This window comes from Candidatus Thorarchaeota archaeon (assembly GCA_013388835.1).
Classification (GTDB): Archaea; Asgardarchaeota; Thorarchaeia; order Thorarchaeales; family Thorarchaeaceae; genus JACAEL01.
Genome location: JACAEL010000003.1, coordinates 1 through 3,024 on the forward strand (window position 1 = coordinate 1; position 3,024 = coordinate 3,024).

3 protein-coding genes are annotated in these 3,024 nt (G+C 58.1%); 2 read left to right on the forward strand and 1 reads right to left on the reverse strand.

What is annotated here, in order from left to right:
- Nucleotides 1–284 precede the first annotated feature (284 nt).
- Together HXY34_00380 and HXY34_00385 are read left to right on the forward strand one after the other, a co-directional pair.
- Nucleotides 285–443, forward strand: a complete 159-nt coding sequence (locus tag HXY34_00380; GenBank protein NWF94579.1) for a hypothetical protein — start codon at nt 285–287, stop codon at nt 441–443.
- Between the two features lie 26 nt (nt 444–469).
- Nucleotides 470–1,810 (forward strand): aminotransferase class III-fold pyridoxal phosphate-dependent enzyme, encoded by a 1,341-nt coding sequence (locus tag HXY34_00385; GenBank protein ID NWF94580.1) that lies wholly within the window; start codon nt 470–472, stop codon nt 1,808–1,810.
- Here the strand turns inward: HXY34_00385 and HXY34_00390 are convergent.
- The gene (locus HXY34_00390; GenBank protein ID NWF94581.1) at nt 1,798–2,478 is read right to left on the reverse strand and encodes a hypothetical protein; all 681 of its coding nucleotides are present in this window, start codon (nt 2,476–2,478) and stop codon (nt 1,798–1,800) included. The two genes, HXY34_00385 and HXY34_00390, sit on opposite strands and share 13 nt — an antisense overlap.
- Between the last annotated feature and the right edge of the window lie 546 nt (nt 2,479–3,024).

Sequence of the window (3,024 nt, forward strand, 5' to 3'; positions counted from 1 at the left end):
AGCAGAGATGCGCGGGCATGGCTCCGCGCTGTCCGGAGTGTCGGAATCAGTACAAGAGAGGGACGTCCCGACTTGACAAACGAACGCACCACGCGCACACGACACCTCATTGCAAGGGTAGCACGCCATCGCCTCTGCTGGCGCGAGCGTTGCAAGACTGTGATTTCGGCATCAGATATGGCACATGGTCTGAGTCTGTACTGCCGCAGCCGCGCCTGCAGACAGCCCATCTGGTTCCCTCGTCATCTCAGAGTTCTTCACTCACTCCTCGTCAACTAGTGAGAGTGAGTACTATTCGAACCAGCTGGGACTGCCAAGAGTGGCTCAGTCTGCACACCAGTCCTGTCGAGGACACGGACGAGGGAATGGGGCTGCTTGCCGCTACCACTGGCACGGTATGTGGTACAACGGCCTATACTGCCAACTTGATTACAAGGTATTGATGACATGCACATCAGGTGGACGCGAATTGCTAGAGGCCTACGTAAACCGAACACCGTCGTCTCGCGGTCTGTGGGAGCGCGCACGCAGACTATTCGCGGGCGGAGTGAATCACAACATTCGGACATTTGGGATGGTGACCGCTGGAGCATATCCGCCCTTCTTGAGCCACGGGAAGGGAAGTCACGTCTGGGACATTGACGGCAACGAGTATGTCGACTGGTGGATGACACACTATGCCGATATCTTGGGGCACAGTCATCCTGTGATCACCAAGGCCATCCGCGACCAGGCACAGAAGGCCGTGCACCTTGGTGGGCTCACCGGGACCCAGGTTGTGTTTGGCGAGGCCGTCAATGACGCCATTCCGATGCTCGAGCTCATGAGGTTCTGCACCACGGGGAGCGAGGCGACAATGTATGCTTCGGGTATTGCGAGAGTGTTCACAGGAAGACGCCTCATAGCCAAGGCGATTGGCGGCTGGCACGGAGGAAATGACACCCTTGCCTACCACATCAAGCACCCCTTCGCGGACGAGTCCCTAGTGGGAGGGGTCTCATTCGACTTCAACGACCGGGAGAGCGTGGACGCTATGCTGAAGACGCACGGTCATCAGCTTGCTGCAGTGATAGTCGAGCCCGTCCTTGGCGCGGGCGGCGCAATACCTCCTGAGGACCAGTTCCTGAACTACCTTAGAGAAGAGACTGAGAGCAGGGACATCCTACTGATATTCGATGAGATAGTCACCGGCTTCCGACTTGCTTACGGGGATGCGGGGACGAAGGTCTTCGGAGTGAGACCGGACCTGATAACGCTGGGGAAGGCAGCTGGAGGCGGCATGCCACTTGGCGTGTACGGTGGCAGGGAAGACGTCATGCGGCTTGCGGCACCTGGGACCCCGGGAGGTCGTTGGGTGGGCGGGGGAACATTCTCGAGTCATCCATTGACGATGGCGGCAGGAACTGCAGCACTCGGCGAGTTGCGCAGGAAGAGTGACGACTACAGACCCTTTAATCGACAGGGAGACCTCTTCAGGGAGGAACTGAACTCGGTCTTCCAAGAGACCGGTACACCGGCGATTGCTACGGGCATGGGGTCAATTGTGTTCATCACAGTGTTACGGAAGAGGCTTGAAGGCACACATCTGACAGGCAGTCGTCTCGGCGCTGCAATGGACAATCAGTTGCAGGATGTGTTTCAGGCTCTGCTCATGCATCATGGTGTGCTGGGATATCACGGTCTCGGAGCCATGTCGTTCGCGCACAGCAGAAAGGACCTTGACAAGACCGTTGAGGGGGTCAGGGAAGCGATAGACTCTTTGCAGAAGGGGTTGATGGCCGCGAGATCCGGCGCAGGTCAATGCCCTTGAGAGAAGTAGTCGCATTTGTGCGTGAGGACGCAGGATGAGCATCTTGGTCGACCGAATCTGCACACAAGCGCCCCGAGGTCAATGACAGCAAGGTTGTACACTTGGTGCTCCCTCTCTGGAACAAGATGCTCTCCTATCGCCTGCATGAGCTCGGGACTGGGGTTCGCAGGGAGCACATCCATCCATAGCCGGCTGTAGAGTCGGACTGCATTGGAGTCGACCATCGCAGCTCTGACACCGAAGCCCAGAGACAGTATTGCGCCTGCAGCATAGAGTCCCACGCCGGGCAGGCTGAGGAGAGCGTTCATGTCTGGTGGCAGACGACCGCCCATCTCCTCGACTACCTTCACTGCCGCAAGATGCAGCAGCCGAGCCCGTGCGTTCTGCAGACCAACAGAAACGAAGCACTCGCGGAGTTCCTCTTCGGTCGCTCTGGCCGCCGCTTCGAAGTCTGGATACCTGGTGGTCAGCAAATCGTAGGCACGCATCGCCGCCCTAGCAGTGGTCCTGCGTAAGGAGACCTCGGCAAGGAATACCCTGTACGGGTCAGACTGGCGCCTCCAGGGGAAGTCACGGAGATTCTGTTGTGACCATCGAAGTACTGCTGTGCGGACTGCGCGAGTTCTCTTGGTAACTGACTGCCGCAGTCGCTCGTCATCCAGAATCACCTTGTCGCAGCACCGCAGACACCTGACGAGTCATGGCATAACAACTCTTCGCAGCAATCGAGTCTGCTGCATGAGTCAGAACCTGAACTCCCATGTCGTCGGCTTCCTCCTCTGCTTCCAGACCTCAAGAAGTAGCCTTCCTATTAGGACCGCAAGAAGATTGAAGAGGTCACATGCCGTGACTTGGATGCCGTTGTAGACGCTGTGGGGGCCAGCCCGGAGGGGCTTGTCCTGGCACGAATGGAGGGCCTCCTGCTGGCACATGGGCTGCAGTGAACAGGAATAGCGCCTGCCACGGGGTCAGAAGTACCGCCAGCTCCACCATCGCACAGGCGGCACACACGGTCCCATGCGCTGGACGCTTTGGCAGTCGTAGTGCGTAGTACACCATGGCGGCCACGAGCACTGCGAATAGAAAGACGAATGAAACCAGAACGCGGTTACTGGAGACAATGAATATCCACACCCACAGGGCTGGCAGCAGCTGCCCAGAAGCTGGACAGTCTTGGACATCGCTGCGTGGTGCATATACACCTCCGTGCGGGA